We start from the raw sequence: 25,552 nt of genomic DNA, 5'->3' as shown, positions 1-25,552 counted from the left end.
GACGGCCGGAGGCCGAAGCTGGAAGCACCTTCGAAACCCGGGAGCCTCCGATGTCCAGCATCGCCACCGTCCTGCTCTACGTCGCCATCGCCGGCGTCGTCCTGTACCGCGTCGTCTACAAGCAGGTCCGCGGCACCCTGCTCGATCGCAGGTCGCTGGTGACGCTGCCGCTGCTCCTCGTCGTGGTCGGCGGTTACCTGACGCTCAAGGCGCTGCCCGGTGCGTCGGCCGCCGAACTCGGCTTCCTCGGCGTCGACCTGGTCCTGCTCGCCGGGCTCGGCGTGCTCCGCAGCACCACGACGACGCTGACCGCGCGCGAGGGAACGACCTTCCAGAAGGGTTCGGCCGTCACGATCGGCCTCTGGGTGCTGACGATCGGTGTCCGGATCGGACTGGTCGCGCTGGCCACCGTGCTCGGCGTCGCCGGCCCGCTGTCGTCGGCGTCGATCGCGCTCACCGTCGGCGTCAGCATCGCGGTGCAGAACGCGACGACCTACCGCCGCATCCAGCTCGCCGGCCTGCCGCTGGCCGACCGGGGTGCGGTGCGCGTCAGCCGCTGACGCGGCCCAGCATCCGGGCGTACATCCGGCCCGGACTGGCCACCGACGGCGGAGCCAGGAACCCTGGCAGCGGCGGCAGCCCGGTGACGAACGGCCCCAGCCGGTCGTACAGCGCCGCCGCGCCGGACGGCCGGTCTTCGGGGTCCTTGGCCAGCATCTCGGCGAGCAACCCGTTGAGCTGCTTCGGAATCCCCGCCACCGGGAGCGGCAGCTCCTTGACCTGGCGCTCGAACACCGCGTACGCCGTGGGCCCGTCGAAGAGCCGTTGCCCGGTGAGCATCTCGTGCAGCACGCAGCCGAGCGCGTAGAGGTCGCTGCGCGGTTCGGCGCCACCGCGCTGGATCTGCTCGGGCGCCATGTACGACGGCGTCCCCAGCAGCTGCCCGGCCCGCGTGAACTGCGCGGCGTCGGCCTCGCGCAGCACGGCGAGCCCGAAGTCCATCACCTTCACCCCGCCGTCCGGGCCGAGCATCAGGTTCGACGGCTTGAGGTCGCGGTGGCACACCGCGAGGGCGTGGGCGGCGGTCAGCACCGCGCACGCCTGCGCCGCGATCGCCGCGGCCCACGGCACCGGCAGCGGCCCGTGTTCGGCGAGCAGGTCGGCCACCGTCACGCCCTCGACGAACTGCATGACCTGGAACAACCGGTCGTCGTGCGTGCCGTAGTCGTACAGCGCCGGTACGCCCGGATGGTCGAGCGTCGCCAGGATCCTTGCTTCGCGGGCGAAGCGGGCTTCGAGCTCTTCGTCGCGGCCGGGGAGTCTGAGCAGCTTGATCGCGACGCGACGGCCCAGCCTGCGGTCGTGCCCGCCGTGCACCGCGCCCATCCCGCCGCGGCCGAGCGGCAGTTCGTCGAGCTCGTAGCGGTCGGCGATCAGCATCCGTTCCCCTCGGGCTCAGAGCCCTCCCGGGCGCAGCCGTCCTTCGACGAGTCCGGCAAAGCCTAGCCGGACCAGCTCACGCCCGGTTTCGGCCGCCTCGCGCAGAACGTCGTCGAACTCGGCCAGCTGCTGGAAGACCAGGCCGTACCGGTACTGGACGTCGAGCGGGCAGCGCGGGACCCGTACCCGCCTGCTGTCGATCCGGGTCGACGCGGAGGTGGCCGGCAGGTCGGCCGCGCGCAGGCAGCCGGCGAGGAAGTCGGCGTCCAGCCGGTTCGGGTCGACGCGGTACACCGTCAGCCCGGCCCCCACCGGCTGCGACGGTCCACTGTGGACGTAGGCGATGCCGGTCACCGACGCCACGACGTCACCCGCCTCCGCGACCGGCGGCTCGGCGTCGGCCCGCGCGGCGTGCCGCACCTCGACGACGCCGGCCTTGACCAGCTCGCCGATGGTCGTGAACGTCTGCTCGACGTCCGCCGTCGCCAGCGGCGGCAGCTGCGGGGCCAGCTCGTCGAACCGCTCCCGCACGGCCTGGAACGCCTGCCCGGGATCCTCGTCCCTGGCCCGCCACCGGGCCGGCGAGAGGTCGACGTCGTCGTCGAGCAGGTCGATGATCCGGACGCCGGTTTCGGGCCGCGCCAGGAACTCCAGCCACTCTTCTTCCACTGTGGACAGATCATCGCCCGACTCGGCGAGCAGCACGGTGGACGGCGGGCGCTTGCCGGGCACCGGGCGTCGCAGGAGCCAGAGGTCCGGGCCCGCCGACGTCAGCGTGACCACCGCGCGGACCGCGCCCGCGCGCAGCAGGTTGCCGCGGATGCGCTTTCCGCTGCGCCGCCCGGCGGCCGCGCCCGGCATCAGGATCACCACCGTGCCACCGGGTTCGACGTGCGCCAGGCAGTGCTGCACCCAGGCGAGCTCCGGCTCGCCGCGCGGTGGCAGGCCATACTCCCAGCGCGCGTCGCCGACCAGCTCGTCGTGACCCCAGGCGCGTTCGTTGAACGGCGGGTCGCACAGCACGGCTTCGGCCGTCCGGCCCGCGAAGGCGTCTTCGCGCAGCGCGTCGACGGCGTGGACCTCGGCCTCGATGCCGCGCAACCGCAGCCGCAGCGACGCGATGGACGCCGTCATCGGGTCGCTGTCCTGGCCCAGCACGGTCTTCGCGCCGCTCGCGAGGGCGAGTGCACCGAAGCCGCACGCCGGGTCGAGGATGGCCGAGACCGGCCCGGCGAGCCGCGCCATCAGCTCGGCGACCGGCTCCGGCGTGGTCGACAGCCGTCGCGAGTGCGCCTCGAAGTACCGGCGGCACAACAACTCGAACGCTTCGACCGGGCCGGCCCGGTGCGTCATCTCGCTGAGCAGGGTGAGCAGCTCGGGGTCGGCGAGCTTGCGGTCGAAGGTGTCGGAAAGCCCGGCCTGGAAGGCGAAGAAGGCGCCCGCACGGCTCACGCGCTCGGCGAGGTCGAGGTCGTCGCCGAGGGCGCGCAGGCGCTGCCAAGCGCGTTCACCTTCGGTCAGCTCGAACTTCTTGCCACGGGCGTGGAACCAGCCGGCGACGTCGGACAGACTGAACAGCGGGCTCGACGCCGTGCCGCCGACCGGCTGCGGGAAGTCGTGGTAGCGGCGGCGCCAGTTGCTCACCGCGGCCCGGCCGACCCCGGCGAGGCGCGCGATGTCTGCCGCGCTGACCGTGGCGTCGTCGTCCATGGCGAGGACTCTATCGGAGGATGGTCCATTCAGCCGACATGCTTGTGAACTCAGTCAACCAATGCTTTCATGGGAGCATGACACACGATCGGTACGTCCTGCGGTACGCCGCGGGGTCGGACGTCGGCAGGCGGCGCCGGATCAACGAGGACTCGCTGTACGCGAGTTCCCGCCTGCTCGCCGTCGCCGACGGCATCGGCGGTCAGCCGCACGGCGAAGTGGCCAGCGCGACCGCCGTCGACGTGCTGCGTGAATTGGACGTCGACCTGCGCCGGGTCGACCTCACGACCATCGACCTGACGGCGACGCTCGCCGGTGTCGTCAAGTCGATCGCCGAGCGGCTGACCGAGGTCGCCGCGCAGGAGCCCACGACCGAAGGCATGGGCACCACCCTCACCACCCTGCTGTTCGACGGCGTCACGTTCGCCGCGGCCCACGTCGGCGACTCCCGCGGCTACCTCCTGCGCGACGGCGGCCTTCGCCGGCTGACCCGCGACCACACGCTCGTCCAGGCCCTGGTCGAGGACGGCCGCGTCGCCGCCGAAGACGCCGACTCCCACCCGCGCCGCTCCCTGCTGATGCGAGCCCTGCAGACGGCAGGCTCGAGCGACCCCGACATCTGGACGTTCAAAGCGAAGCCGGGCGACCGCTACCTGCTCTGCTCGGACGGCCTCAGCGGCCCGGTCACCGAACAGACCCTGCGCGACACCCTCGAGAGCGGCACCGACCCCGCCGAACTGGTCCCGGAGCTGATCCGCCTGGCCAACGAAGGCGGCGGCCCCGACAACATCACCTGCGTCATCGCCGACGTCGCCGATCTCGTCGCCTGACCCGCCTTCGAAGCGGCGGAAGGGCATCCGGTATCGTCTCCTGCGGAGGATTGGCCGAGCGGCCTAAGGCGCACGCTTGGAAAGCGTGTTGGGTTCACGCCCTCGCAGGTTCGAATCCTGTATCCTCCGCGCTTGATCAGGCGAAACGCCGGGAAGCCCTTACAGGCCGCCCGGCGTTTCGTCATTACCGGCCCGGGATCCGGTGTCCCGCCCCGAATCCACGCCTCGACAGCGGGCCTTCGCACTCGCGGTGGCCGCCGAGCGCCGTTCACGAGATCCGGGCAATTCCGCGACTGCGTCGCCCGGCCCTGCGCGCGCTCGTCCACCAGGCCTAACGTGAGACATCTTCAAAACTGCACTGAAGTTTCTTGTGCGGTGGCAGGGAGTTACGAACAGGGCTGAGCGCAACCCTTCGGCCAGGCCGCGATAGTCTCCCCACAACCTCGACCGCCCCCGTTCAGAGAGGCCCGAAGTGGCACGAAAAACGCTCTGACCTGGGGCAGTGCAGGCCAACGACGCCAAAATGCGGTGTTCGTGCCGGGTTGACCCCCGCACGCACCGTGATCGGCCAGGCCCCGGACGTTCCTGCGTCCGGGGCCTTGCTGATTCCGGACTCGCGGTCACTGGGCATCATCAGATGATCACGGTGAGTCGTGGATCTGTTTCAATAGATTTCCGCCCCCGCAAGAACAACCAGACTCGAGGAGTAGAGGCCCGATGGCCGGAGTCGAAGAGATCCGCGCTGGCATCGCGCTCGCCAACGAAAAGGCGTCCGCAGGCATCGCCGCCCTCCAGCAAGCAGCGCAGTCTCTCGAAGAAGCCCAGCAGTCGCTCGCACAAGCGACGCAGGGGAGCAGCCAGCACGAAGTGAGTCAGGCCCACGGCCTGCTGGCCCAGGCTTTGCACGACATCAGTGGCATGCAGAGCACCATCCAGGCCAGCATTTCGTCCGCCGACTCGTACTCGGCGCGTCTCTAGCCGGATGTCACTAGCCGAACTTCACCAGCTGCTCACCGCCGTCGTGGCCGGGCTCGCCGACGCGCGCGCCCACTCCGAGCGGGCCACAAGCCTGCTCGGGGAAGCCCGGCAGGCGCTGGTGGACGCCCAGGCCAAGGCCGATCCCTGGCTCCCCTCGCAGTACGCGCAGGCCGGCGAGGGGCTGGATCAGCTCCTCGGCCGCCTGGCCTCCGCCGAGGATCTGGTGAGCGGATACCGGTCACGCCTGTAATCCTTTCCGGGACACCTTTTCTTGGGGACGCCGATGGCCAACAAGTCAGCCGAGCAACGCAACCGCGTCGAAACCGCACTCGACCGGGTCCGCCACCAGATCGGGCTGGTGCTGGGAGCCGCGGCCGGAGCCCGTCAAGCCGCCGAAGCCGACCTGGCCAAGCTCGAGCTCGAGCGCGCCATCGTCCAGGTCGGCATGAACCACGCCAGCACCGAGCGGCAGAACGAGTGGTCCCGCCACCCCGCCGCGCACGAGGTCTTCGGCGCGCTCGGCGCGGTCCGCAGCGCCTACTACACCGACTGGAGCCAGGGCCCGGCCACGCTGCGCGAACTGGTCGCGCAGAACGCACCCGGCCCGGCCGGCGAGAAACCCGGCGAGTGGCTCGGGCAGGTAGGCCACAACGCCGGCCTCACGTCGCCCGGCCTGTGGCGCGTCGGCTCGGCGACGGCGGCCGGCGGTGACCCGACCCGCAAGTTCGACGTCGCCGTCCCGCTGCTCGACGAGTCGCACCTGGCGATCACGTCGGCGCCGAAGACCCGTCCCACGATCGACGGCATCGTGCAGAACCTGCTGATCCGCGTGCTTTCGACGTTCGAGCCCGGCGCGGTGCGCGTGCACCTGTGGGACGTCGGGCAGCTGACCGCGATCCTGCCCGACCTGTACCCACTCAACAGCACCAGCGCGCTCTCGCTGTACGACCCGGGACGGCTGGAGGACCTCCTCGACGAGCTGGCCGGGCACATCCGCCGGATCCACGCCACCGGGATGCAGGCGGGCCACACGTCGTTGCGGGAACTGCGGATCGCGCAGCAGCAGCGGATCGAGCCGTTCCGCGTGGCAGTGCTGTACGGCAACGGCGAAACCCTCGACCCGGAGCGCGCCCGCGACCTCAAGCGCGTCGCGAGCGGTGCGCTGGCCGCGGGCATCTGCCTGATCATGATCGACGTGCCGACCGCGGTCAGCGCCCCGGTCGAAACCCTGAGCCTGACCGACGACCGGCACGCGATCAGCAGCATGACCGGCACCGACCTGATCGTCGACCTCGATCCGCCGATGCCGTCCTCGCAGGTGCTCCGCGCCACCGACAAGATCGCCAAGGCGCTGATCGCCAAGCAGGGCGGGCCCCGGTCGTTCGACGACCTGCTCCCGGCCGAGCTCGGGCACCACAGCTCGGCGCGGGAACTCCGTGGCCCGGTGGGCTTCTTCGAGGGCGAGCCGGTCGAGGTCGTGATCGGGGACGCGAGCCCGCACGCGCTGATCGGCGGACCGTCCGGGTCGGGCAAGACGAACTTCCTGTACGCGCTGCTCGGCAGCCTCGCGGCGCGGTACACGCCGAACGAGCTGGCGCTGTACTTGCTGGACTTCAAGGAAGGCGTCTCGTTCGCCGGCCTGGCGCCGGGGCGCAAGGACCAGACCTGGCTGCCGCACGCGCGGCTGGTCGGCGTCAACGTCAACACCGACCGCGAGTTCGGCTTGGCGCTGCTGCGCTTCCTCGCCGACGAGCTGCGACGGCGTTCGTCGGCGGCGAAGGAGCACGAGGTCACCAACCTCGCCGATCTGCGCGAAGCCGACCCCGGCGGGCACTGGCCGCGGATCGTCGCGGTGATCGACGAGTTCCAGTACCTGTTCGCCGGGCGCGACCAGGTGACCGCGACGGCTACGCAGCTGCTCGAGGACATCGCCCGCCGCGGCCGGTCGCAGGGCATCCACATGGTGCTGGCCAGCCAGGACGTCGCCGGCATCGAAGCGTTCTGGGGCAAGCCCGCCGTGTTCGAGCAGTGCACGCTCCGGATCGCGATGCCGAAGGCGCGGCGCGTGCTGGCCGAGACGAACAACGCCGCCGTGTCCGCCCCGAAGTGGCACGCGGTGATCAACCACGACTCCGGCATCGCGCACGGCAACCAGCTGTCCCACGTGCCGGACGCGAGCAGCAAGAACGTGTTCGTCCGGCTGCAGCACCGGCTGTGGGAGGAGTACCAGGGCCGGTTCCCGCGCCCGCGCCTGTTCGACGGCGCGCATTCGCCGATCCTGGAACAGTTCCCGGCGTTCCTCGACCTCAAGCCGACGTCCAAGCCGCGGGCGCTGCTGGGCCAGTCGATCGACGTCACCGAAGCCGCGTGCGGCGTCGACCTGCCGCGGGCGCCGGGCCGCAACGTCGCGGTGCTCGGGTCCGCCACCGCCGAGGCGCTGTCCATCATGGACTCTTCCGCGCGCTCGCTGTCGCGGCAGTACGACGCCGGGGAGGTCGAGTTCCTGCTGAGCTGCCCGATCGAGGCGTGCGCGCCGGCCGCGCTGGAGCTGACCTACCGGCTGCGCGAAGACGGCCATGCGGCAACCCTCGTCGACGACCTGACCGGCGTCCTCGAGTCGATGACGGGCTCGATGACCGGCGGCGCGAAGATCCTGCTGCTCTACGGCGTCGACGCGGCCCTGCCCTACCTCGAGGCGAAGGCGGTCGGGCAGCTCAAGAGCGGGCTCGACCACCTGCGCGTGATCCTGAAGCAGGGCCCGACCCACGGCATCCACACGATCGGCTGGTGGCGCAGCATCGCCCGGCTCAAGGACACGCTGGGGTTCGCGGGCACCGACGACATCGGCGCGTGGGCGGCACTCGACGTCCAGGGCAACGAGCTCGCACCGTTCGCGGCCGGCCAGGTCGTGCACTGGTCACCGCGCCCGGGCCGCGCGTTGTTCTTCGACCGGACGACGCACGGCGCACCCGAAGTGATCATCCCGTTCCAGCGTCCGGAGAACGAGTAATGACCGACGACGGTGCCACCGCGGCCATGCGGTACAAGGAGACCATCGCCCTTTCGCGAGGCTCGGCGGAGAACCTGCGCGCCTGGGAGCTGAACCGCGCGCAGGAGCTAGAAGCGGAGATCGAAGAAGCCCAGGCCGCGATCGAGGTGGCGGCCGAACGCGAACAGCGCGCGTCCGAGCGCGCGACGCGCTGGTGGAAGATGGCCCTGCACAACATCCAGGGCCTGACTTGGCTCCCTCCGGGCGACAACCCCCGCGCGGTTTCGACGGCCCGCGCGGCCTACCTCGAGCGCTACCTCGAGGAGGTCAAGCCGAGCTACCAGGAACTGGTCCAGGCGGTCCTGGGCCTGGGCTGGCGAGCCAAGCGCGCGGCGGCGAAGCGCGGGGAGGAACCGCCACAGGCCTAGCTCAGACGTCGAAGACGGTGTCGTAGGTATCGACGTCGTCCGGAACCTGCCTGCGCGGTGGCTGCCGTTGCGGCGCTTGTGGCGCTTGCGGTTGCTGCGGACTCGCCAGCCGGCCACCGGCGGCAACGGCTTCCCGGATGGCGGCGGTGATGGTCCGGCTGAGACTGACGGCGTCGTACCGCATGGCCTCGGTCGCGAGCCGCACTTCGCTGACGACACCGCCGGGCCCGGCGAGCACGGTGACACTCCCGTCCGGCGAGACGACGGTCGTGTGCCCGCTCCCCGCGATCCCCGCGAGCAGCCGCTGGTTCTCGGCCTTGCGGTCCTCGACCTGCTTGAGCTGCCAGCGCATCTCTTCGATCAGCTGTGGATTGTTCATGTTCTCCCCGAATACCGCATGAATTCGTAGTACTTCTGGTTCCGTTGCACGGTGTACCCCCGGCTGTGGGCGAGCACCATCAGCTCGGGAAGGGTCAGCTCCTCGAAGGCGGCGATCAGCCGGTAGAGCGGCCTGCCGTCCAGCATCTGCGCGACGTACGCCGCCCGGGGGTTGCCCGTGAACGCCGTCTGGGGCGCGCCACGCGCGAACTCGTACCGCAGTGCCGCCGGATTCGGAGTCAAGGCGTAACCGTGGGCCTGCGCCGTGCTCAACACATCCGGCACAGACAGGGCACATTCGGCGTAGGGGACATAGACGAGCGGGCGCCCATCGAGCCGCTGGACGAGCAGCCGGATGCCGGCCCGCCGGCGCTTGTCGATCCGGCTCCTCACGAAGAGAGCCACCGAGATACCGACGATCACGAGCGCGACGAAGATTCCGAGCGTCTCGAAGTACTCAGTGGTACTGCCGTTGAATTTACTGCCGGCTAGGTTCACGTCGGCCACTGCCCCGGCGGCACCCGGTGCGGCGCGCGGACGAACTCGTAGTACTTGGTGACCCGGTGCTCGATCAGAGCGTAACCACGGCTGTGCGCGACTCGGAGGAGATCTTCCTGCGCCAGGCCGATCTCCATCATCCGGACGGACACCTGATCACGACCATCGAGCTGCGCGGCCAGGAGCGCCATCTGCTTGTCCCGAGGCTTCCTGGACCTCACGATGCGGATGATGGTCATCGTCAGGCCGCCGGCCACGAGGCCGCCGATCACGATGAAACCGAGCACGTACGCCACCGGAGACGCCGGGGCGTCCGCGGCCAGCGTCCACGCACTCATGCGTTCTCCTGGCCGCGCAAGCTCCAAGCCACCCGAGCTGTCGCCTCGGCCACGGCCGGCCAGGCGTCATCGGACCCCGCGGCGACCGAAAGCACCACCACGGACCGGCCGTCCGGCAACGGAATCTGGTACTCGGCCTTGATCTGCGCGCGTACGTCCCCCTCCGGCAGGTGGAACTCACCACCGCTGATCGCGACGACGGCCGGGCCGATCGGCAGCCGCACCGGCTGGACAACCGCGCGGGGATGGCTGCTCCGGTACTGCTCGGCCATGGCCGAGACAACGGCGTCCGGGTTGCCGGGCGCGGTCTCGGGCCACCGCACCACGCCCAGCGTCAGGGTCGCGACATCCGACGGCCGCGGTCCGACGGCGAACTTGCCGAACACGCGGATGCCGTTGGCCTGCATGGCCGGCACCAGCGCCATCAGGTAGCTGCCGAACTCCTCGACGCTCTTACCCGCTCCGGACGCCAGGTTCTCCGCGACGGTCCAGGCGTGCCCGCGGTTCATCTTGTCGTCACTGCCCACCGGCATCCCGGCGAAGCCGGGCGGCAGGTCGATCTGCAGCGGCATCAGTTCCACACCTCGTCTTCCGCCCGTTCACGACGACGGTCAGGCGCGTTGTCGGCTTTGGTGCCGGCGTCGACGGCGTTCCAGTAAGCGACCCCGGCCGGCGAAGCCGCGACCACGCTCCACTGGACGGCGTCCTTCGGCACCCAGTACTGCTCGAGGTCGCCGAGCGGGCCTTCGAACTTCTTGCCCATGCCATCGGCGGCCAGCTCGCCTCCCACCTGTTCCCCGAGCAGTCCCCAGCCGGTGAAGGTGACCGCTTTGGCTACGGTTTCCGAAACCCCGGGAACGGCACCCACCAGCGACGTGACCGCGCCGAGGGCATCGAACGTAAGGGTCTCGGGAGCCACATCGGCACCGGCTGCTTTCGCCACCAAGTGGCCTTCCAGGGCCCCGGCTCCCAACCCCGTGGCGATCGCGCCCACGATGATGTCGGCGGGCGGGGGCAAGCAGTCGCTGACGATGCCGAGCATGTTGCCCAGATCGCCCGTGACGTCGGAGACCTTCGAGATCACCTCGGCATGGTCCTGAACGAAGTTCCCGACCTCGTCCACCGAGTCGGCCAGGGTGTTCGACAGGTCCGTCAGCGCGCCGCCCACAGCGTCGCCCAGCTTGTCGAGCAGATCCGGCTCGTCCGGGGCCAGCTCCTTCGCCTTCCTCAGCAGCTCCGCGACCCGCCCCGCCGCCTCGGTGTGCTCGGCCAGCAGCTGCTTCGCCGCGTCTTGGACGTTCTGGCAGCCGTCGAGAGCGTTCTCGAGCTGCGAGCCCGCGTTGTCCAGCAGCCGCTGCGCGATCTGCAACGACGGCTGGTCCTGGAACGTCCGGTTCGCCAGCGCGAGGTCGGGGTTCGCCCGAGCCTCCTCCGCCGCGCGCGCCGCCGCCTCCGCGCGGGCCTCCAGGTCGGTCGCGCGTTTCTGCAGGTCACCGAGGTCGTGACACCAGGCATCCAGCGCGTCGGCGGCCTGACCCATCGACTTGGCCGCGCCGTCGAGGTACCCGGGCAGCGGTCCGACGCGCCGGGCGAACGCCTCGCTCGCGTCGCCCTGCCAGACACCCTGCTTGGTGACGATCTCGCGCAGCGACACGTTCGCCTCCGCCAGATCGCGGCTCACGACGCGGTACTTGCCGGCCAGGTCGGTGATGCCGTCAAGTTCACCGGGCGCGGGGTCGAAGCCCAGGGCCGGGAAGTCGCGGGCACTCATCGGCCGTGGCCGTTCAGGATGTCGGTGATGCCACCGGTCGCGCCGCCACCGACCGGGCGATCCTCCCGGCCCGCCGGCTTGCCGATGCCCGGCGCTCCGCCCGTGTAGCCGCCGCCGACCGGGCCGTCGCCCGGCTGGTCCGTCAGCTCACCCACGCCCGGCATCCCGCCCGTGATCCCGCCGCCCACCGGACCATCACCCGAGCCGAACACCGCGGAGCCGAACTTCCCCAGCTCCCCGCCGAACTCGGCCTCGATCCGCTCGTACTTCCCCTTCGCCTCCTTCAGCCGCTCCGTGATCCCGACAGCCGCGTCACCGAGCCGCCCGATGCCGTACCGCCAGGCCTCCTCGAACTCGACGCCCGCGCGGCCCAGGTCAGCGTGGCCGAGCGAACCGAACGCCCCGCCGCCGCCGAGCTTCCTGTTCGCGTCAGCCATTCCGTCCGCCGCTGTGCCGAGGTCGCCGATGAGCTTGCCCAGCTCCTCGACCTTCACCGCGTAACCGTCCACGCCACCCTCCCTGTGGTCCCCATCAACCGGTAAGACGACTGAACACGCAGAGCGGTTTCGAAGTCACCCAACGTCACCCGAAGGAGTGGGCACAAAGAAGGCCGCCACCGGGCAAAGCCCGATGGCGGCCTTCGGAAAAGCGACTACTACGGCTGCGGGAAGTACTTCCCGAGCACCTGCTCCAGGTAGTCGAGCAGGTCGTACAGCGCGTCCTGGATCGCGTTGCCCGTGCTCGGCCGGAACCGGATCACCTGCGGGTCGTGGTCACTGGCCTGGTCGGCGAACTCCGCGTTGATGTGGACGACGTCGTAGTCCACCCCTCGCAGCGCTTTCGACGCCAGGATGTGGTCCAGCACCTGCGACTGGCCCTCGAACACGTAGCTGTAGCGCTCCGCCTCCGGCACCGACGCGATCAGGTCCTTCAGCACGCCACCCGCGGTGAGCGTCTGGACGGCCGGCGAGAACGGGTAGTCGTTCAGGTCGCCCGCCACCACGACGTTGGCGTTCTTGTCCGACGCCAGGAGCTGGTCGACGAACCCGCGCAGCAGGGTCGCCTGCTTGGCGCGCTGCACCTCGGAACTGCGCACCGGCGGCTGGTTGCGGCCGTGCGTCGGCTGGTCGCCGCCCTTCGAGTTGAAGTGGTTGGCGATGACGAACACCGTGCGGCCCTGGAAGACGAACTCGCCGGCCAGCGGCTTGCGGCTGGCCGTCCAGGCGTCGTTCGCCGGGTCGACACGGCCCGGCGACGCCGTCAGGTGCGTCTTGCCGTGGTCCTTCGTCACGCCCACCGGCGTGGTCGGCGTCCCACCCGGGCGGTCCACAAAGGACACCCGAGCCGGGTTGTACAGGAACGCCACCCGGATGTTGCCGCCCGGCTGGCCACCGTCCTGGTCGTTCACCGGGTCGATCGAGCGCCACTGGTAGCGCGGGCCACCCTTGGCGACGATGGCGTCGGTGAACTTCTGCAGGGTCTGGTCCGCGGCGACGACACCGTCGTCGGTCGCGCCCGTGTTGTCCTGGATCTCCTCCAGGTTCACGATGTCCGGCGTGGCCAGGTGCGTCACGATCGCCTCGCCGAGCCGGTCGTACTTCGCCTGCGGGTCGCTCGGCGCCAGGTTCTCGACGTTGTAGGTCGCCACGGCCAGCTCACCCGTGCGCTGCTTGCGCGTGGTCTCGGCCTGCAGCCCGTTGTCCTTCTCGGCCCCGAGCACGCTGGCGAGCAGCGTGTAGCCACCGAAGGTGCTGTACTCGACCGGCCCGGACGTGACGCCGGTCAGCGCGTCCCCGACGTTGAGCTTCGGGAACGGCCGCTGGTCGAACGAGATCAGCGACTGCACCTTGAGGACACCGCTGTTGAGCTTGTCGTAGCCCAGGTAGACGCTGCCGCCGCGGACCGACTTGTGCTGGTCCGGCTTGGTCGTCACGTACAGCTCGTTGAACGAGTTCGACGGGCCGACGACGCGGGCGTCGGTGACGCTCACGATCTCGCTCTCGTGCGCCTCCCAGAAGTCCAGCGCGTACTTCGCCGGCTCCAGGGGCAGCGCTTCGATGTTCCCGCCGGGCGACGGCGCGTACGTCTCCGGCACCGTCGCCGGGCTCAGCACGGTCGGCGCGGGCAGCGCGTTGTCGTGCGAGTCGACCGTCCACTGTGCACTGCTCAGCTCGGTCAGCGACTGGTAGACCGACGTCGACGGCGTGTCCGGGTAGAACTCGCGGACGGTGCCGGTCGCGGTCACGGCGTCACCCACGTTGACGGCCGGGCTGGTCGAGCCGGTGAACACGAACAGGCCCTCGCTGGTGCGCGGGTCACTGTCCGGAGCCGGGTCGGTGATCCAGAAGCCGCGGGACGAACCGAAGGTCCGGGTCGCGGTGACGACCCCGGTGACGCCGCTGACCTTCTGGTCCTTGAACGGCGAGATCCGCGTGGTGCCCTGGATTTCGTGGATCTTCGCGGGCGTCCCCGGCTCGCCGGGGCCACTGCCGCCGGTGGTCTCGCCCGCGGCGTTCGTCGGGGTCGGGTCGCCGGTGGTGAAGTCGGTGGCGTTGTCGTCGGTGTCGGCCAGCGCCGCACCGCGCGCGACGGACGTCGAGTTCGACGGCGCGGCGGTCGGGTTGCCCTCCCGGACGGTGGCGGTGCCGAACCCGACGAGGTCCTTGACCCGGGTGTCGGCCGCGCAGTCCGCGGCGGTCTTGCAGGTCAGCGCGGTGGTCCCGGAGACGAGGGCGATCGTGCCCGCGGTCGCCGACATCTGGATCGTGCCGGTCGCGTCCGGCGCGGGCAGTGCGACGGTGCCCCCGGCACCCTTGCCCTCGGCCACCAGATAACGCCCGTTCGGCGCGACGCTGCCGGTCAGCTGCGTCACCTGCCAGGTGCTCGACGCGCTCGGCGAACCGGGCAGGTACTGGACGCTGAAGCCGGCCAGGCTCGCGGCCGCAGTACCGTGGTTGCCGAGTTCGACGAAGTCGTTGGTGATTGTGGCGCCGGAGTTGCCGCCACCGCCGTAGACCTCGGCGATGACCGCGTCGGCGCTGGGTGCGGCGAAGGCGGCCGGTGCGGCCACCCCGCCGAGCACCAGGCCCGACGCGACGGCCACGGTCAGCGCAGCCTTGGATCTGTGGGTCTTGGTCACCCTGAGTCCCCTTTTTGCTTGAACAGTCGTGGCATAGTCCCCCGAACAGATGAGGAGCAGGAAGACAAAGATGCAACGATTCGTAACAACTACTTTCGTCGTCACTCGATCGGCAGAGCAGGTTTCGTGATCACGCTGGTACTCGGCGGGGACGTCAACGTTCAGGGCCGCGCGGAGCCGTCGAAGGCGTTCGAACCGTTGAATCCCCTGCTCCAGGGCGCCGATCTCCGCTTCGTGAATCTGGAAGGTCCACTCGATACGACCATGGCCGAAGCGTTGACGTCGGCCACCATCGACGTCGTCTCGTGCGCCAACGACCTCAGCGCGATGACGAGCCTCCCGGTGCTCGACCACGCCGGGGTCGCACACTGCGGCGCCGGCGTGAACCTCGAATCCGCCCACACTCCCGCCGTACTCGACCGGAACGGGCAGAAGGTCGCTTTCCTCGCATACACGTCGCTTCGTTCGGCACACAGCCACATCGCGCAGGCGGACTCACCAGGGGTCGCGCAAGCGTTTGCGACCACCGCCTACCAGCCGGACCCGCGCGTCGCCGAGATCCCGGGACGGCCACCTCTCGTCCGCACGACGCCGCTGCCCGAACACCTGGAGCGGCTCGTCGCGGACGTGCAGCGCGCAAAAGCCGGCAACGACCACGTCGTCGTCTCGATGCACTGGGGCCTGCCGGGCACGGACCTCACCGAGTACCAGGTGACCTACGGGCGAGCGGCGATCGACGCGGGTGCCGATCTGGTCGCCGGGCATGGGCCACACACGATCCAGGCCGTCGAGGTGTACCGCGGCCGCGCGATCCTCTACAGCCTCGGCAACCTGGTGTTCGACTGGCCGGCGATGCGCGGACGGCACGTCGACGGACTGCTGGCCGGCTGCATGTTCGGCGACGAACCCCGCCTCGAGCTCATCCCGGTACGGCGGAACGCCGACAACGAGTGCGAACCGCTTTCCGGCGACGAAGCGGTGAAGGTGCTGCGCCACGTCGCGGACGCCTCCGCGCTGCGCTCCACGACCATCTCCGTCCGGGACGGGATCGCCTCCGTCGGCGGACTAGGCGTTGGGGCGTAACGGATCGCGCGCGAGGAGTTACAGCTCGCGTTACGCCTGTCACCCATCCGGCGCATCTGCCTTAAATGCAGGTCAAGGACCGGAGTCACCGGTGTGAAGCAGCGGTACGGTCTGTTCCAGCCGCCGGGAAAGTGGCGCGCACCACTCAGGAGGCACAAGAAGTCAGCACGACACGGGGGGAGGGAGAATGATCATGTGGGGGTTGATCGTTCTCAGCTGCGTGTTCGTGCTGGTACTGGGGACCGCCGCGGTCGTGGACCTTCGGGCCCACGACCGCGGCCGTAACCGGGTCAGCGGACAGCGGACCTCGCCCGATAACGGCCGATGAGCGACCGCGCGCCGGCCAGCGCGACCCGCCCGGCGCCCTTCGCACTCGCCGCGAGCACCGTCGTCCAGTCGAAGTAGTCGCGCCACAGCACGATCCGGCCACCTTCGACCTCGAACGTGCCGCACACCCAGAACTCCGCTTCCCACGCGCCGCGGCGCAGCACGTCGGTGCGTTCGGTGAGCACGACGTTGCCGTCCGCGGCGATGTGGTGTGTCCGCGCTTCGAACCCGGAGCCGAACCGGGCCATCAGCCGCAGCTGCTTTTCGACCGCCGCGACGCCGCGGGCGGGCGGCAACGGCACGTTCTGGTACACGATGTCGCTCGCCGCGAACGTCAGCGCGCGGTCGATGTCGAGGTCTTCCAGAGCCTTGAGGAAACCGGTCACCACTGCTTGGGGGTCTTCGGTCATGCCCTCAGGCTAAGGCTCAGAACGGCCGGTCGCCCGCGATGGCGACGCGCTCCGCGATCCGGACGTGCGGGTGGTAGTCGTTCACCGCGTAGTGCTGCGTCGCGCGGTTGTCCCAGAAGGCCACCGAGTCCGGCCGCCAGCTGAACCGCACCTGGAACTCGGGCGTGTGCGCCTGCAGGAACAGGTACCGCAGCAGCCGGTCGCTCTCGGCGCGCTCCAGTCCGACGATGTGCGTCGTGAACGCCTGGTTGACGAACAGGGTGCGCCGCCCGGTCTCCGGGTGCGTCCGAACCACCGGGTGCTCGACCGGCGGGAACCGCTCCTGCCACTGCGCGAGCAGCGCCGGGTCGGCGAACCGGTCGAAGCCGGGGAGGTAGTCGTGCACCGCGGTGAGGCCGTCGATGCGGGCGCGGACGTCTTCGGGCAGGTTGTCGTAGGCGGCGGCCATGTCGGCCCACATCGTGTCGCCGCCGACCGGCGGCACCTCGATCAGCCGCAGCACCGAGCCGAGCGCCGGGTTGGGCCGCCAGGTGACGTCGGTGTGCCAGATGTTCTCGTAGCCGGGCATGGCGGCCGTGCGCTCGAAGCGCGTGACGTGGTCGTCGTCGCCCCGCGCGATGAACGGGTTGGTCTCCAGCTCACCCCAGTTCGCGGCGAAGGCGCGCTGCTGCGCCGACGTGATCCGCTGGTCGCGGAAGAAGACCACCTTCCACTCGAGCAGCGCGCGGTTGAGCTCTTCTCGCAGCTCAGGGGTCACGGCTTCGCGGAGATCGACACCTTCGATCTCCGCGCCGATCACCCGGCCGAGCGGGCGGAGGGTGAACAGCTCGTACGGTTCGGACGTCTGGTGCAGGACACGCGGGCCTTCGACGATGCCGTCGGCGGGCGTCACGGCCTCGCGTAACTGAATCCGGGCAGGCAGGTCTACGGACATGGTTGTGCTCCAAAGGTTTTCGGGGGATTTCGGACGCCGGGCTCGCGTCAGGCAGGGGGTGAGCCCAGGCGGCCGCGGCGCAGGAGCAGCTCCACGGTGCCTTCCCCAACCGACCGCTTGGAGGCGCGATCGTGCCACCGGATCGGCGTGCTTTCCGAGGTGGCGGGCATGGGTTCATGGTCACCGTTGTCCCGCCCCGCGGTCAAGACGTCCACTTGGTGGAACGCCCCAATGCCGCAGGTCACCGCGATGCGGGCGGCCCGGGCCCATGAGGCAAGATCTTCCACGATCGAGTGAGCGCCCTTGACGACGGAGGTCACCCCATGCCGGAAGGCAGAGGCTCGCGGATCGACAGTGACTTCCCGGGGCTTCGCCCCGGGGCCGGGGGCTTTGCCACCCGGAACCCCCCAAAGAGGCCTGACCGGCTCCGCACAGCAGCCGACCAGCTGGATCAAGCCGCAGCCGCGGACGACAAGGCCGCCGGCCGGTTCGCCGAGGCCCGCGTCGACTCGACGCCGTTCGGCATCTCGGCGCAGGCCCGCGAGCTCGCGGCCCGCTGGTCGTCCGCTCTCGCGGCCCGGGAAGCGGACGCGCGCGTCCTCGGCGACGCGACGTCGGACCTGGCCGGCCGGCTCCGGATGGCGGCCGACACCACGAAGAGTTCGGGCTTCCGGGGGCGGATCGCGGTGGCGCCGTGACGCTCGAACTGTTCGAACACCCGGCGCTGACCTCGGCCGCGTCGCGGCTGTCGACGCTTCGGGCGGCCGCGGGCCGGATCGGCGCCCCGGACCCGGTCGCGATCCTGCGCCACCTCGACTGCGCTCCCTCGGCGATCCGCACCTCGGCCGCGGCGGTCGACGCGGGTTCCACCGTGGTGACGACGGCTGCTGCCGAGTTCCGCACCGGAGTCGACCACGCGGAAACCGGCGGCAGCGCGGAAACGTTCGGCACCTGGGCGGACACAGTGGACGGTCAGTACGCCGAGGCCGCCCGCGCGGCGGCGTCGACCGCGGCGCTGGGTGAACGCATCGCCGACTACCTGGACGCCCTGGCCCGGTCGACATCGGCCGAGGTCGCCGCGATCGCCGAAGCCGCGGAACCGGCGGCGTCAGCGGTCCTGTCGGACGACCGATCGGCCGAGGTGGTGAGCACGGTCAGCGGCGCGTGCGCGTCGGTGGTCCGCACGGTCCAGCAGAAGGTCGCCTCGCTGTCTTCCCTCGCCGCGGAACTGGAACCGCTGACGACCCCGGCGGTCGACCTCAGCTGAAGTGCTCCCGGGCCCAGTCCTCGAAGGGCCGCGCGGGATGCCCGGTGACGCGGGCGACGTCCAGCGACACGGGCTCCGGTTCCTCGACCAGCGACGCCCAATAGTCCAGCGCGCCGGCCGCGAATTCCGCACCCATTTGCCGAATCAGCTCCGCCTTCGCTTCCGCGATCGGCTGTTCTTCCCACACCGCCGGCGTTCCCAAGGCGTCCCCGATGAGTCTCACCTGTTCGGCCTGGGTGATCGCCTCCGGCCCGGTGACGAGGTAGACCTGCTCGGCGTGGTCCGAGATGAGCGCTTTCACCGCCATATCGGCGACATCGCGCTCGTGCACGAGTGACCTTTTGGCTTCACCATAGGGCCCCCGCACGACACCGTTCTTGGCTTGCTCCGCCCACCCGAGGGCGTTGGTGGCGAGGCCGGTGACCCTGAGGAACGTCCAGTCGTCGGTGATCTTTTGGACGGCCTTTTCGACGTCGCCCCAAACACCACCCTGCTCCGCGCTCATCGCGGAGAGATAGATGATCTTCTTGCCCTTCAACGGTTCCACGGCGGCTTCAATCCCCTTCGCATCGAAGGAGGGCCAGAGCAGGTAAACGGCGTCAACTCCCTCGGCGGCTTCGGCGAGATCAGTGATGTCACCTTGCACGACGTCCACACCTTCGGACGCTTTCCCCGGATCCCGGACAAGAACACGAACCCCCACGCCGGCGTCCACCAGGCCGCTGACGACGTGGCGTCCGGTGTGGCCGGTGGCCCCGGTGACAAGAACGGTCATGGTGTGCTCCTTCGGTGATCGCCCGGTACCTGCCCAGGCTCACACTTCAAGCCCCCTTCAAGTCAAGGACGCGATTCGGTATCGACGTGCCCGGAAGTGGAACAAATGCTCGCACGGACGAGACCTCCTTCTTAATCCCTTGCGCTACCAGGGAATAGATCACTGAAGAACGAGGGCGGAGAAAATGAGCAAACCATGGAAAGATCGGCCACCGTTGCACACCGGGCGGTTCGCCCATGACGTGGCGACGACCGGCGGGCAGATCTACGTCATCGGCGGCGTGGCCGTAACGGGGTTTCTCGGGTCCGTCGAAACCCGCCGGGTCCACGGGGACGGTGAATGGCACGATGTCGCCCCGATGCACACGCCACGAGGCAACCACGCGGTCGGCGTCCTCGACGGGATGATCTACGCCATCGGCGGCATCGTCCAAGGTGAACCGGACGACCAAGGCACCGCCGTCGTCGAGCGCTATGACCCCGACGACGATCAGTGGACCACCTGCCGGCCGCTGCCGGCCGCCCGCGGGGCCACCTCCGCCGCCAGCCTGGACGGAGTGCTCTACGTCGCCGGCGGCGTCCTCGACAAGGACAACCCCGACGACAACGAACACGCCACCGACTCCGTGCTCGCGTTCGATCCGCAGGCGGACCGCTGGACGCCGGTCGCGTCGATGCTGAGCCCTAGAGCCCGCCACAGACTCGTCGCGGCGGGCGGGCACCTGTACGCGATCGGCGGTGCGCTCAGCAGGATCCAGGAGGCGTACCGGACGGTGGAACGGTATTCACCGAACTCCGACCGATGGGAAGCCGTGCGTTCGATGCACCAGCCGCGAGGTGTGCCGGCAGCGACCGTGCTCACGAACGGCCCCGAAACCCGCATCGTGGTGGTCGGCGGCGGCCCCGGCCCGGCGAGTGATCGCCTGGCCCGTCACCGCACCACCGAGGTCTTCGACGTGCACAGCGGAAAGTGGGAGCTGCTGAGCACGCTGCTTCCCCACGGCACGGCGGCGTTCGGCTGCGCCCGCGAATCCGGCAACAAGGTGCTGGCGATCGGCGGGAGCCCGGTCATCGACGGCGCCCCCACGATCACCTCGGACGTGCTCGCGCTGAAAGTCCCCCACACCGGCTGAGCAAGAAACCTGAGGCACCACAGCAAAACACCCGGCGTCCCTTTGCGGGGAGCCGGGTGTCTCGCTTGCTCAAGAGCGGTGGCGGTGGGATTTGAACCCACGGACGGGGATTAGCCGTCACACGATTTCGAGTCGTGCTCCTTCGGCCGCTCGGACACGCCACCGCCGAGAAATATACCGGAGGGCCTCCCGCTGTCTCACATGGGGTCAGCGGGCCGCTCGGGCCGGCGCCGGGACTGGACGTCCCGGATCACGCCGCTCGCCTTGTCTCGCAGGTCGTGGGCCACTTCGCGGACCTGGGCGGTCCTTCGCTGGGCTCGGCCGGATGCCCTCAGACGCCGGTTGCCGGTCACGTCTCCGAGCTTCTCGCGAGCGCCGCCGACTGCCTGCTGGACCTTGTCCTTCATCGTCACGACGGTTCCTCCTTCGACGGGGACCTCACCGAAGGGGTACCCACCGATGGACTCAGCGACGCGTCGCGAAGTACGTCTCCAGCAGGGACGCGCACTCCGCCTCGAGGACCCCGCCGTGGACTTCCGGGCGGTGGTTCAGCCGCCGGTCGCGCACGACGTCCCACAGGGACCCGACCGCGCCCGTCTTGGGCTCCCACGCGCCGAACACCAGCCGCGAGATGCGCGCCAGCACCAGCGCGCCCGCGCACATCGTGCACGGCTCCAGCGTCACCGCCAGCGTGCAGCCCTCGAGCCGCCAGCCGTCGCCCACCACCTGGGCGGCCGCGCGCAGGGCCAGGACCTCCGCGTGCGCCGTCGGGTCGCCCAGCTCGGTCCGCGCGTTGCGCGCCGCGGCCAAGGGCAGCCCGTCGGGGCCGAACACGACCGCGCCGATCGGGACGTCCGCGCCGGGGGCGTGCGCGGCCTCCAGCGCCGCCTCCACGGCTTCGGTGTCGGACGGGCGTCTCAGAGCTCGTCCAGGAGCTTGGCGAACTCGGTGCCGAACCCGACGCGCTGCGCGATCATCTGCAGCTGCTCGTCCGGGTACAGGTCGACCTCGCCGACGATGACCTCCAGCTCCGGCGCCGGCAGCCCGAGGTCCGCGAGGATCTCGAGATCGCCTTCCGGCCAGACCGAGTCGTCTTCCTCGTCCGGTGGTTCGACGCGCAGGACGTCGAGGACGTCCGCCGCGATGTCGTAGTCGAGTGCCGCCGCCGCGTCCGAAAGCAGCAACGCCGGTCCCCGCGGGCTCGGCCGGACGAGGACGAAGAACTCGTCGTCGACCGCCAGTAGCCCGAAGGCCGCGCCGGTGGAACGTAGTTTGCCCAGTTCAGTGATCGCCGCGTCCAGCTCTGTCAACGCCCCCGGGTCGAGCGCACTGCACCGCCACCGACCGTCCTCCCGGACCACGGCTACCGCGAAGCCCGTGACCGGCTCATCCACCGCCATGCGCACACCGTATTCCGCTGCCCGACCGAGCGCACGCACGGTGCGCCCGAAGCGCCGCATGGGCCACTATCGGGAGCATGACCGGACCCACTGACCTGCCCACCCTGCCCGGCGCACCATTCGCCGGCCTCCTCGACGGCGCGCGGGCGCTGCAGGACCGCACCGTCGCGCTGCGGCGGGCGGTGCACCGCCGGCCGGAACAGGGCCTGCACCTCCCGATCACCCAGGCGGCCATCCGCGAAGCACTCGCTGACCTGCCGTTGGAGATCACCGAGGGCAAGTCCACGACGTCGCTGACGGCCGTCCTGCGCGGGTCCCTCCCCGGCCCGGCGGTGCTGCTGCGCGGCGACATGGACGCGCTGCCGCTGTTCGAGGAGACCGGATTGGACTTCGCGTCCGAGGACGAGGAGTCGATGCACGCGTGCGGGCACGACACGCACGTCGCGATGCTCGCCTCGGCCGCGCGCCTGCTCGCCGGGCGGAAGGACCAGCTGGCCGGGTCGGTCGTGTTCATGTTCCAGCCGGGCGAAGAAGGCCACCACGGCGCCCGGTTCATGATCCACGAGGGCGTGCTCGACGCCGCCGGGACGCGGGTCGAGCGCGCGTTCGGCATCCACATCCTCGCCAACCTGCGCAGCGGCCTGCTGTCGGTCCGCCCGGGCCCGCAGATGGCGTCGGCGGACTCGTTCCACGTGCGCGTCATCGGCAAGGGCGGGCACGGGTCGGCGCCGCAGCACACGATCGACCCGGTGCCCGCGGCCGCGGCGATGGTCGGCGCGCTGCACACGATGATCACGCGCCGGGTCAGCGTGTTCGACCCAGCCGTGCTGTCGGTGACGCGGATCCAGGCCGGCACGACCACGAACATCATCCCGGAGAGCGCCGAGCTCGAGGGCACGATCCGCGCCCTGTCCGAGCACACGCGCGCGCTGGTCCGCGCCGAGCTGCCGAAGGTGTGCGAGCAGGTCGGCGCGGCGTACGGCTGCCGCGTCGTCGCCGACGTCGAGCCGGGCTACCCGGTGACCGTCAACGACGACCGCGTCGCCGCCGAAGTCCTGACGATCGGTGAAGCCGTGCTGGGCCCGGAGAACGTCGAGCTGATGGCCGACCCGCTGATGGGCGCCGAGGACTTTTCCTACGTCCTGCAACGCGTTCAGGGCGCGTACGCGTTCCTCGGCGCGTGCCCGCCCGGCGTCGACCCGGCGGAGGCGGCGGCGAACCACTCGAACCGCGTGCTCTTCGACGAGGACGCCATGCCGAACGGCGTCGCGATGCTGGCCGCCTTCGCCCTGGACGCCCTCCGCTAGGGCCCGGTGCGCGACGGGCGGCCGTCCTCCAGGTGACCGGCGAAGCGACGACGCCAGCCGGGCACCTCGAACGCGACGTCGTACCAGCCGTTCGCCGTCGTCACCGGGAAGTCGTGCTCGCCGCCCGGCGGGATCGTGACGCCGTTCAGCACGACCGGCGCCGGCCCGCTGTTGGTCACGGTCACCCGCAGCGACGGCGTCGGCGCGAACGTGACCGAGGCGTCGAGCCCCGGACCGCCTGAAGCCTCGACCAGGAAGCCGTTCGGGCCGTGGATCGCGACGTCGTAGGCGCCGCCGTACGCGACTTCGCCCGTGACGACACCGTTCGGCGGGACGTCGAAGCGTTGTGACGTCCCACCGGCGTGGTAGGCGTACGCGGCCAGCTGCAGCGTCTGCGTGCCGTGGTTGGCCAGGTGCAGCTTCAGCGCATCCGACTCCACAGCGGCCCACGCGACCGGCTGGTACGGCAGCGGACGCGCCTTCGCCGTGCCCGGCTCCTGCGTCAAGGCACCAGGCCGCACGCCCGGCTTCGGCAGCCGTGTCTGCGTCCGGTCGGCTTCGGCGCGCAACGCGTCGACGTCCGGGAGCAGCGGGATCGTCGTGTCGTGCGTCCGGAAGTCGAAACAGCTGGTCAGGTCGCCGCAGATCGCCCGGCGCCACGCCGAGATGTTCGGCTCCTGCACACCCGTCCACGTCTCGAGGAACCGCAGTACCGACGTGTGGTCGAAGACCTGCGAGTTCACCCAGCCACCGCGGCTCCACGGCGAGATCACCGTCATCGGCACCCGCGGCCCCAGCCCGATCGGGACGGGCGGCCCGGACGGCGTGCCGTTCCAGGGCTGCTTCGCCGGCAGGAACTCACCGGGTGTCCCGGGAGCCGGGGTCGGCGGGACGAGGTGGTCGAAGAACCCGTCGTTTTCGTCGTAGTTGACGAACACGACCGTGGATTCCCAGAGCTCCGGCTTGTCCCACAACGCTTTCAGCATCCGCTGGACGTACGCGGCACCGTCGACCGGCCGGGCCGCGGGGTGCTCGCAGTAGCCGTAGGGCGCCACCACCCACGACACCGCGGGCAGCGTCCCGGCGTCACAGTCCGCGAGGAATTCGGCCAGCACGTGGTCGAGGTCCTTGCCCCGGCCCGAGTCCGGCTTGAGCTTCGTGCGCAGGTTCGCGCGCTCGGCCAGCCGCCGCTTCACGGGGTCCATCGAGTACAACGCGTCGTGGTAGTTCTGGAACAGCCACAACGGGTTGTCGCCGTAGTCGCCCACGAAGTGCTCGGGTACGCCACGCTCCTCGTCGTTCGCGTAGATGCGCCACGAGACCCCGGCGGCTTCCAGCCGCTCCGGATACGTCGTCCAGCGGAACGACGGCTCGTAGTCCGGCGAGTTGTGCGTGGCCGGACCGCCCGCGACCCCGTCGGGGTCGATCGTGCCGGTCCAGTGGAACAGCCGGTTCGGCTGTGTGGGCCCTTGGATCGAGCAGAAGTAGTGATCGCACAGAGTGAACGCGCTCGCCAGCGCACGCTGGAACGGGATGTCGTCGCGCGCGAAGTGGCCCATCGTCATCGGGCTCTTCGCGGCGATCCAGCTGTCGTACGCGCCGCCGTTCCACGCGCGGTGCGTGCTGTTCCAGTCGTGCGGCAGCTCGCCGAGGTCCTGACCGTCCACGACGGACGTGTCGATCCGGAACGGCAGCACCGGGTCACCGCCACCACCGCCGCGCTGGCGGAAGACGTCCCGCAGGGCCGCGCGGTCACCGAAACCGCGCACCCCGGCCATCGTCCCGTAGTAGTGGTCGAACGACCGGTTCTCCTGCATCAGCACCACGACGTGGCGGACGTCTTCGATGGTGCCCGTCCGCGACGCCGGCACCGCGCACGCCGCGGGCAGCGCACCGGCCACGGTCACCGCGGCCGCGCCGCCGAGCACCGTTCGCCGCCGGATCCGGCCCATGCCCACCTCCTCGGGCGCGAGCTTTCCGCACGCCGAGGACGCGGCCAAGGAGTACGTTCACCGCCGAGAGAGAGGTGCAGCCATGCTCGACTCAGCGGATCTGGTCGCCTTCGCACCGTCGACCGACCTGGAGCGCTCACGTGCCTTCTACACGGATGTCGCCGGGCTCGAGTTCATCGAGCAGTCTCCTTTCGCCTGTGTGTTCCGCAGCGGGGGCACGATGCTGCGTGTCACCGCGGTGCCGGAGTTCACGCCGCACCCGTTCACCGTGCTCGGCTGGGCGGTGGCCGACATCCACGCGTCCGTCGCCGAACTGCGCGCCCGGGGCGTCGAGTTCCTGACCTTCGACAACCTGCCACAGGACACCGACAAAATCTGGACCACGCCCGGCGGCCGGATCGCCTGGTTCCGCGATCCGGACGGCAACGTGCTCTCCCTGACCGAGTTCACTGGCAATTAAACAACA

At 70.3% G+C, this 25,552-nt stretch carries 28 protein-coding genes and 2 tRNA genes; 13 read left to right on the top strand and 17 right to left on the bottom strand.

Annotation, left to right across the window (positions count from 1 at the left end):
• The first annotated feature begins 50 nt into the window (after positions 1-50).
• The gene (locus ACIOD2_RS38800; RefSeq protein WP_400549840.1) at positions 51-560 is read left to right on the top strand and encodes a hypothetical protein; all 510 of its coding nucleotides are present in this window, start codon (positions 51-53) and stop codon (positions 558-560) included.
• On the opposite strand, the gene ACIOD2_RS38795 is transcribed toward ACIOD2_RS38800, so the two are convergent.
• Positions 550-1,440 (bottom strand): serine/threonine-protein kinase, encoded by an 891-nt coding sequence (locus ACIOD2_RS38795; protein WP_400549838.1) that lies wholly within the window; start codon positions 1,438-1,440, stop codon positions 550-552. The genes ACIOD2_RS38800 and ACIOD2_RS38795 overlap by 11 nt on opposite strands.
• A gap of 15 nt (positions 1,441-1,455) precedes the next feature.
• Positions 1,456-3,150 carry an N-6 DNA methylase gene (locus tag ACIOD2_RS38790; RefSeq protein ID WP_400549836.1) on the bottom strand — a complete coding sequence of 565 codons (1,695 nt, stop codon included), beginning with the start codon at positions 3,148-3,150 and terminating at the stop codon, positions 1,456-1,458.
• 77 nt (positions 3,151-3,227) lie between these two features.
• Here ACIOD2_RS38790 and ACIOD2_RS38785 point away from each other — a divergent pair, with 77 nt between their 5' ends.
• The 6 genes from ACIOD2_RS38785 (at position 3,228) to ACIOD2_RS38760 (ending at position 8,375) form a co-directional block, all read left to right on the top strand.
• On the top strand, positions 3,228-3,980 hold the full coding sequence (locus ACIOD2_RS38785; protein ID WP_400549834.1) for a PP2C family protein-serine/threonine phosphatase: 753 nt from the start codon (positions 3,228-3,230) through the stop codon (positions 3,978-3,980).
• Positions 3,981-4,024: 44 nt separating this feature from the next.
• Positions 4,025-4,109, top strand: a tRNA-Ser gene (locus ACIOD2_RS38780).
• A gap of 588 nt (positions 4,110-4,697) precedes the next feature.
• Positions 4,698-4,958 (top strand): hypothetical protein, encoded by a 261-nt coding sequence (locus ACIOD2_RS38775; RefSeq protein WP_285457569.1) that lies wholly within the window; start codon positions 4,698-4,700, stop codon positions 4,956-4,958.
• A gap of 4 nt (positions 4,959-4,962) precedes the next feature.
• The gene (locus tag ACIOD2_RS38770) at positions 4,963-5,208 is read left to right on the top strand and encodes a hypothetical protein (protein ID WP_400549832.1); all 246 of its coding nucleotides are present in this window, start codon (positions 4,963-4,965) and stop codon (positions 5,206-5,208) included.
• A gap of 33 nt (positions 5,209-5,241) precedes the next feature.
• Positions 5,242-7,968, top strand: coding sequence for an FtsK/SpoIIIE domain-containing protein (locus ACIOD2_RS38765; RefSeq protein ID WP_400549830.1), 2,727 nt, complete (start codon positions 5,242-5,244; stop codon positions 7,966-7,968).
• Positions 7,968-8,375, top strand: coding sequence for a hypothetical protein (locus ACIOD2_RS38760; RefSeq protein WP_400549828.1), 408 nt, complete (start codon positions 7,968-7,970; stop codon positions 8,373-8,375). The genes ACIOD2_RS38765 and ACIOD2_RS38760 overlap by 1 nt, the downstream gene beginning before the upstream one ends.
• A 1-nt stretch (position 8,376) precedes the next feature.
• Here ACIOD2_RS38760 and ACIOD2_RS38755 read toward each other — a convergent pair whose 3' ends face one another.
• From ACIOD2_RS38755 to ACIOD2_RS38725, 7 genes are all read right to left on the bottom strand, one after another.
• Positions 8,377-8,754 carry a YbaB/EbfC family DNA-binding protein gene (locus ACIOD2_RS38755; protein WP_400549826.1) on the bottom strand — a complete coding sequence of 126 codons (378 nt, stop codon included), beginning with the start codon at positions 8,752-8,754 and terminating at the stop codon, positions 8,377-8,379.
• Positions 8,751-9,260, bottom strand: coding sequence for a hypothetical protein (locus ACIOD2_RS38750; protein WP_400549824.1), 510 nt, complete (start codon positions 9,258-9,260; stop codon positions 8,751-8,753). The genes ACIOD2_RS38755 and ACIOD2_RS38750 overlap by 4 nt, the downstream gene beginning before the upstream one ends.
• On the bottom strand, positions 9,248-9,589 hold the full coding sequence (locus tag ACIOD2_RS38745) for a hypothetical protein (protein WP_400549822.1): 342 nt from the start codon (positions 9,587-9,589) through the stop codon (positions 9,248-9,250). The genes ACIOD2_RS38750 and ACIOD2_RS38745 overlap by 13 nt, the downstream gene beginning before the upstream one ends.
• A complete protein-coding gene (locus ACIOD2_RS38740) occupies positions 9,586-10,161 on the bottom strand; it encodes a hypothetical protein (protein ID WP_400549820.1) in 576 nt (191 codons plus the stop codon). Before ACIOD2_RS38740 ends, ACIOD2_RS38745 begins: the two co-directional genes overlap by 4 nt.
• Positions 10,161-11,360, bottom strand: coding sequence for a putative T7SS-secreted protein (locus ACIOD2_RS38735; protein WP_400549818.1), 1,200 nt, complete (start codon positions 11,358-11,360; stop codon positions 10,161-10,163). The genes ACIOD2_RS38740 and ACIOD2_RS38735 overlap by 1 nt, the downstream gene beginning before the upstream one ends.
• Positions 11,357-11,869, bottom strand: coding sequence for a hypothetical protein (locus ACIOD2_RS38730; protein ID WP_400549816.1), 513 nt, complete (start codon positions 11,867-11,869; stop codon positions 11,357-11,359). The genes ACIOD2_RS38735 and ACIOD2_RS38730 overlap by 4 nt, the downstream gene beginning before the upstream one ends.
• A gap of 146 nt (positions 11,870-12,015) precedes the next feature.
• The gene (locus ACIOD2_RS38725) at positions 12,016-14,499 is read right to left on the bottom strand and encodes an endonuclease/exonuclease/phosphatase family protein (RefSeq protein WP_400549814.1); all 2,484 of its coding nucleotides are present in this window, start codon (positions 14,497-14,499) and stop codon (positions 12,016-12,018) included.
• 126 nt (positions 14,500-14,625) lie between these two features.
• Here ACIOD2_RS38725 and ACIOD2_RS38720 point away from each other — a divergent pair, with 126 nt between their 5' ends.
• Positions 14,626-15,582, top strand: coding sequence for a CapA family protein (locus tag ACIOD2_RS38720; protein WP_400549812.1), 957 nt, complete (start codon positions 14,626-14,628; stop codon positions 15,580-15,582).
• A 290-nt stretch (positions 15,583-15,872) separates the two neighbouring features.
• Here ACIOD2_RS38720 and ACIOD2_RS38715 read toward each other — a convergent pair whose 3' ends face one another.
• Both ACIOD2_RS38715 and ACIOD2_RS38710 read right to left on the bottom strand, forming a co-directional pair.
• Positions 15,873-16,319, bottom strand: a complete 447-nt coding sequence (locus ACIOD2_RS38715) for a limonene-1,2-epoxide hydrolase family protein (RefSeq protein WP_400549810.1) — start codon at positions 16,317-16,319, stop codon at positions 15,873-15,875.
• A 16-nt stretch (positions 16,320-16,335) separates the two neighbouring features.
• A complete protein-coding gene (locus ACIOD2_RS38710; RefSeq protein ID WP_400549808.1) occupies positions 16,336-17,253 on the bottom strand; it encodes a TauD/TfdA dioxygenase family protein in 918 nt (305 codons plus the stop codon).
• 323 nt (positions 17,254-17,576) lie between these two features.
• On the opposite strand from ACIOD2_RS38710, the gene ACIOD2_RS38705 reads away from it, so the two are divergent.
• Positions 17,577-17,951: a hypothetical protein gene (locus ACIOD2_RS38705; protein WP_400549806.1), complete on the top strand. Its 375-nt coding sequence runs from the start codon at positions 17,577-17,579 to the stop codon at positions 17,949-17,951.
• The gene (locus tag ACIOD2_RS38700) at positions 17,948-18,520 is read left to right on the top strand and encodes a hypothetical protein (protein WP_400549804.1); all 573 of its coding nucleotides are present in this window, start codon (positions 17,948-17,950) and stop codon (positions 18,518-18,520) included. The genes ACIOD2_RS38705 and ACIOD2_RS38700 overlap by 4 nt, the downstream gene beginning before the upstream one ends.
• Here ACIOD2_RS38700 and ACIOD2_RS38695 read toward each other — a convergent pair.
• Complete coding sequence (locus tag ACIOD2_RS38695) at positions 18,513-19,295, bottom strand: SDR family oxidoreductase (RefSeq protein ID WP_400549802.1); 783 nt, start codon at positions 19,293-19,295, stop codon at positions 18,513-18,515. The two genes, ACIOD2_RS38700 and ACIOD2_RS38695, sit on opposite strands and share 8 nt — an antisense overlap.
• Positions 19,296-19,479: 184 nt before the next feature.
• Between ACIOD2_RS38695 and ACIOD2_RS38690 the strand changes: the two genes are divergently transcribed.
• A complete protein-coding gene (locus ACIOD2_RS38690) occupies positions 19,480-20,427 on the top strand; it encodes a Kelch repeat-containing protein (protein ID WP_400549800.1) in 948 nt (315 codons plus the stop codon).
• Between the two features lie 76 nt (positions 20,428-20,503).
• Here the strand turns inward: ACIOD2_RS38690 and ACIOD2_RS38685 are convergent.
• From ACIOD2_RS38685 to ACIOD2_RS38670, 4 genes are all read right to left on the bottom strand, one after another.
• Positions 20,504-20,591, bottom strand: a tRNA-Ser gene (locus tag ACIOD2_RS38685).
• Positions 20,592-20,624: 33 nt separating this feature from the next.
• Positions 20,625-20,834, bottom strand: coding sequence for a CsbD family protein (locus ACIOD2_RS38680; RefSeq protein ID WP_323325705.1), 210 nt, complete (start codon positions 20,832-20,834; stop codon positions 20,625-20,627).
• A 58-nt stretch (positions 20,835-20,892) separates the two neighbouring features.
• On the bottom strand, positions 20,893-21,321 hold the full coding sequence (locus ACIOD2_RS38675) for a nucleoside deaminase (RefSeq protein WP_323324620.1): 429 nt from the start codon (positions 21,319-21,321) through the stop codon (positions 20,893-20,895).
• A 23-nt stretch (positions 21,322-21,344) separates the two neighbouring features.
• Positions 21,345-21,827: a tRNA adenosine deaminase-associated protein gene (locus ACIOD2_RS38670; protein WP_323324621.1), complete on the bottom strand. Its 483-nt coding sequence runs from the start codon at positions 21,825-21,827 to the stop codon at positions 21,345-21,347.
• 77 nt (positions 21,828-21,904) lie between these two features.
• Between ACIOD2_RS38670 and ACIOD2_RS38665 the strand changes: the two genes are divergently transcribed.
• The gene (locus tag ACIOD2_RS38665) at positions 21,905-23,134 is read left to right on the top strand and encodes a M20 family metallopeptidase (RefSeq protein ID WP_400549797.1); all 1,230 of its coding nucleotides are present in this window, start codon (positions 21,905-21,907) and stop codon (positions 23,132-23,134) included.
• Here ACIOD2_RS38665 and ACIOD2_RS38660 read toward each other — a convergent pair.
• Positions 23,131-25,086, bottom strand: coding sequence for a phosphocholine-specific phospholipase C (locus tag ACIOD2_RS38660; protein WP_400549795.1), 1,956 nt, complete (start codon positions 25,084-25,086; stop codon positions 23,131-23,133). The genes ACIOD2_RS38665 and ACIOD2_RS38660 overlap by 4 nt on opposite strands.
• On the opposite strand from ACIOD2_RS38660, the gene ACIOD2_RS38655 reads away from it, so the two are divergent.
• Complete coding sequence (locus tag ACIOD2_RS38655; protein WP_400549793.1) at positions 25,085-25,546, top strand: VOC family protein; 462 nt, start codon at positions 25,085-25,087, stop codon at positions 25,544-25,546. The genes ACIOD2_RS38660 and ACIOD2_RS38655 overlap by 2 nt on opposite strands.
• The last annotated feature ends 6 nt before the right edge of the window (positions 25,547-25,552 follow it).

Origin of the sequence: Amycolatopsis sp. NPDC088138 (genome assembly GCF_044741685.1) — a bacterium.
Taxonomy (GTDB): domain Bacteria; phylum Actinomycetota; class Actinomycetes; order Mycobacteriales; family Pseudonocardiaceae; genus Amycolatopsis.
This window is presented reverse-complemented; position numbering and strand designations above follow the sequence as displayed.

Bases quoted from the DNA above. Each gene is read 5' to 3' on its own strand.
- ACIOD2_RS38800 (WP_400549840.1), top strand. From the start codon at position 51: ATGTCCAGCATCGCCACCGTCCTGCTCTACGTCGCCATCGCCGGCGTC.
- ACIOD2_RS38795 (WP_400549838.1), bottom strand. From the start codon at position 1,440: ATGCTGATCGCCGACCGCTACGAGCTCGACGAACTGCCGCTCGGCCGC.
- ACIOD2_RS38790 (WP_400549836.1), bottom strand. From the start codon at position 3,150: ATGGACGACGACGCCACGGTCAGCGCGGCAGACATCGCGCGCCTCGCC.
- ACIOD2_RS38785 (WP_400549834.1), top strand. From the start codon at position 3,228: ATGACACACGATCGGTACGTCCTGCGGTACGCCGCGGGGTCGGACGTC.
- ACIOD2_RS38775 (WP_285457569.1), top strand. From the start codon at position 4,698: ATGGCCGGAGTCGAAGAGATCCGCGCTGGCATCGCGCTCGCCAACGAA.
- ACIOD2_RS38770 (WP_400549832.1), top strand. From the start codon at position 4,963: ATGTCACTAGCCGAACTTCACCAGCTGCTCACCGCCGTCGTGGCCGGG.
- ACIOD2_RS38765 (WP_400549830.1), top strand. From the start codon at position 5,242: ATGGCCAACAAGTCAGCCGAGCAACGCAACCGCGTCGAAACCGCACTC.
- ACIOD2_RS38760 (WP_400549828.1), top strand. From the start codon at position 7,968: ATGACCGACGACGGTGCCACCGCGGCCATGCGGTACAAGGAGACCATC.
- ACIOD2_RS38755 (WP_400549826.1), bottom strand. From the start codon at position 8,754: ATGAACAATCCACAGCTGATCGAAGAGATGCGCTGGCAGCTCAAGCAG.
- ACIOD2_RS38745 (WP_400549822.1), bottom strand. From the start codon at position 9,589: ATGAGTGCGTGGACGCTGGCCGCGGACGCCCCGGCGTCTCCGGTGGCG.
- ACIOD2_RS38740 (WP_400549820.1), bottom strand. From the start codon at position 10,161: ATGCCGCTGCAGATCGACCTGCCGCCCGGCTTCGCCGGGATGCCGGTG.
- ACIOD2_RS38735 (WP_400549818.1), bottom strand. From the start codon at position 11,360: ATGAGTGCCCGCGACTTCCCGGCCCTGGGCTTCGACCCCGCGCCCGGT.
- ACIOD2_RS38715 (WP_400549810.1), bottom strand. From the start codon at position 16,319: ATGACCGAAGACCCCCAAGCAGTGGTGACCGGTTTCCTCAAGGCTCTG.
- ACIOD2_RS38710 (WP_400549808.1), bottom strand. From the start codon at position 17,253: ATGTCCGTAGACCTGCCTGCCCGGATTCAGTTACGCGAGGCCGTGACG.
- ACIOD2_RS38705 (WP_400549806.1), top strand. From the start codon at position 17,577: ATGCCGGAAGGCAGAGGCTCGCGGATCGACAGTGACTTCCCGGGGCTT.
- ACIOD2_RS38695 (WP_400549802.1), bottom strand. From the start codon at position 19,295: ATGACCGTTCTTGTCACCGGGGCCACCGGCCACACCGGACGCCACGTC.
- ACIOD2_RS38690 (WP_400549800.1), top strand. From the start codon at position 19,480: ATGAGCAAACCATGGAAAGATCGGCCACCGTTGCACACCGGGCGGTTC.
- ACIOD2_RS38680 (WP_323325705.1), bottom strand. From the start codon at position 20,834: ATGAAGGACAAGGTCCAGCAGGCAGTCGGCGGCGCTCGCGAGAAGCTC.
- ACIOD2_RS38670 (WP_323324621.1), bottom strand. From the start codon at position 21,827: ATGGCGGTGGATGAGCCGGTCACGGGCTTCGCGGTAGCCGTGGTCCGG.
- ACIOD2_RS38665 (WP_400549797.1), top strand. From the start codon at position 21,905: ATGACCGGACCCACTGACCTGCCCACCCTGCCCGGCGCACCATTCGCC.
- ACIOD2_RS38655 (WP_400549793.1), top strand. From the start codon at position 25,085: ATGCCCACCTCCTCGGGCGCGAGCTTTCCGCACGCCGAGGACGCGGCC.
- ACIOD2_RS38660 (WP_400549795.1), bottom strand. From the start codon at position 25,086: ATGGGCCGGATCCGGCGGCGAACGGTGCTCGGCGGCGCGGCCGCGGTG.